1 protein-coding gene is annotated in these 2,188 nt (G+C 59.9%); it reads right to left on the reverse strand.

Features of this window, described 5'->3' with window-relative positions; all coding sequences use genetic code 11:
* Positions 1 to 1,316: ABC transporter substrate-binding protein (locus BMZ79_RS33445; protein ID WP_090649578.1), on the reverse strand; the 1,316-nt coding region annotated here is incomplete at its 3' end.
* Positions 1,317 to 2,188: the final 872 nt, after the last annotated feature.

Below are 2,188 nucleotides of genomic sequence, written 5' to 3' on the forward strand. Positions count from 1 at the left end.
ACTTGCTCGCGGCGCGCGTTGCCGGCGTTGTACTGCAGCTCGAACGAGAAGCGGTGGCCGTCCTTCTCGAGGATGCCGTCCTTGCCCGGCTTCCAACCGTCTTCCGCGAGCAGCTTCTTCGCTTGCTCCGTATCGTAGGTATAATTGACCGCGGCGTTCGCGTCATAGGCCCACGAGGTCGGCAGGAACGGCGCGTTCAGCAGCGTGCCCGTGCCTTTCAGGATGTTGTCGACCATGCCTTGTCGGTTGACCGCCGTCGCGATCGCCTGGCGCGTCTTCTGGCTTTGGAACAGGACGTACTTATCCGGGAAGTTGTCCGCTTTGAAGTTGAATTGGATGAATTCGTACGACGGCCCCGGCTCCGACACGACGTTGAGGTTGTCCTTCGCTTTGACCGTGTCCAGAATCGTCAGCGGCACGGACGAAACCAGGTCGATGTCGCCCTTCAGCAGCGCTTGCGTCTGCGTGTTCTGGTCGGCGTAGATTTTAAACGTAACCGTTTTGATATGCGGCTTCACGCTGCCCCAATAGTCCGGATTCGCGTCCATCGTCAAATACTGGCCTTGCTCCCATTTCGTCCACGTCCACGGCCCGTTCGTCACCGTTTTGGCCGGGTCGATGCCGTACGGATTCTTCTCCAGCTCCGTAGGCGGCACGTCCTTCAGAATGTGGTATGGCGCGACCGACGCGTTCAGCGAGTAGAGGAACGGCGCGTACACTTGCTTGAGCTTGAATTCGACGGTTTGGTCGTCGATCTTCGTGATCGTGTCGACCTTGTCGACCATGCTGATGCCCGGCGAACCGGCATCCGGATTCTTGATCGTATCGTACGTGAATTTGACGTCGTCGGCGGTCACCGGCTGACCGTCGCTCCACTTCGCTTCCGGCTTCAGCTTAACCGTATAGGTCAGGCCGTCCGCGCTGATCGTCGGCAGCTCGGCCGCGAGGGACCAGGGCTCGACGACCAAATTGTTGGACCGGTCGACGTCGTACAGATTCGCGTTGAGGAAGGTGGCGAGGTCGCCGGAAGCGGTATCCGCGATGTAGATCGGATTGACGGAGTTGATGTCCGAGAACGTGCCGACCGTCAACGCGCCGCCGTCCACCGGGGCGTCCGCCGAAGGCGTCGTCGCCGCGTCCGTGCCCGAGTTCGCGGGCGCCTCGTTCGCCGGCTGATTCGCGTTCTGCCCGTTGTTCGCCGCCGGCGCGTCCGTGTTGTTCGTACCGGAATTCGAATTGTTGCTGCAGCCCGCGGCCATGGAACCGGCCAGCGCCATGATCGATAACAAGACCGTTAATCGTTTCGTTTTGCTCATCTTCACACGTCCCCGTCGTTTTTTTGTTGTCCTCTCGGCCCCGTGCCCCGGGCAAAACGAATACCTGTCATTCGGCTGCCGCCGGGTTACGGTTGACAAACGCCCGTGCCGGTCATACGCTAGCGTATAAGAGCGGCCGGGCTTCACCCCTTTTAGAAAGCGATTTCAAAAAATCTTCGTTACGATCTTCGCCGCGGCCCGCGCGACGTCCTGCGATTTGGAAAACGGCAGCCGTTATTCGATGGAGCGTTCCTTCCCGTTCCTGGGCGAATCGTCCCGGATGCGGATAATCCGAAGCGCGAAACGCGGCGGCCGGACGGCCGGCACGTTCCGAATAACAGGATGCGGAGTATGCGAAACGCGACGATCGGCATGGGCGGCGGCTGCAGTCCGCCGGCAATCGAGACGGTTGTCCGGACGCGATTGGCGGAGTCCTCGCCGCTTGCGGAAGCGCTTCCGCAAGCGGCTTGAAAATCGTTCTTTCTTCCCGGCACATGCGTCCCGGGTCGGTCCCGAATTCGAATGTCTCTCCTATCCGCTTACAAAAACATTCAAATCTGAGAAAATTATATATTCGTCCGACGGATAGCGTCAAGAAATTTATATATTTAAACTTTACCGGCGGTCAACGGCAGGCAAATCGCGAACATTTCGGCAGGCTGCACGCCCGGATCGCGCCGCTCGCGAACGATCGTACGACAGGCTTCGCCCTCTTCCGGACCAACATAAATAGCCGACCGGCTTAAGCCGGTCGGCCTATTCTCTAAGTCTAGGAGATCAGCGGAAAATGGCAGGCGACCTCGCGGTCGAGTCCGACCGGCCGGGCCAGCGGCTCCTCCGCCTTGCAGCGCGCCTGCGCGAACGGACAGCGC

The organism is Paenibacillus sp. UNC496MF, from assembly GCF_900113915.1.
In the GTDB taxonomy this organism is placed as follows: domain Bacteria; phylum Bacillota; class Bacilli; order Paenibacillales; family Paenibacillaceae; genus Paenibacillus_Z; species Paenibacillus_Z artemisiicola.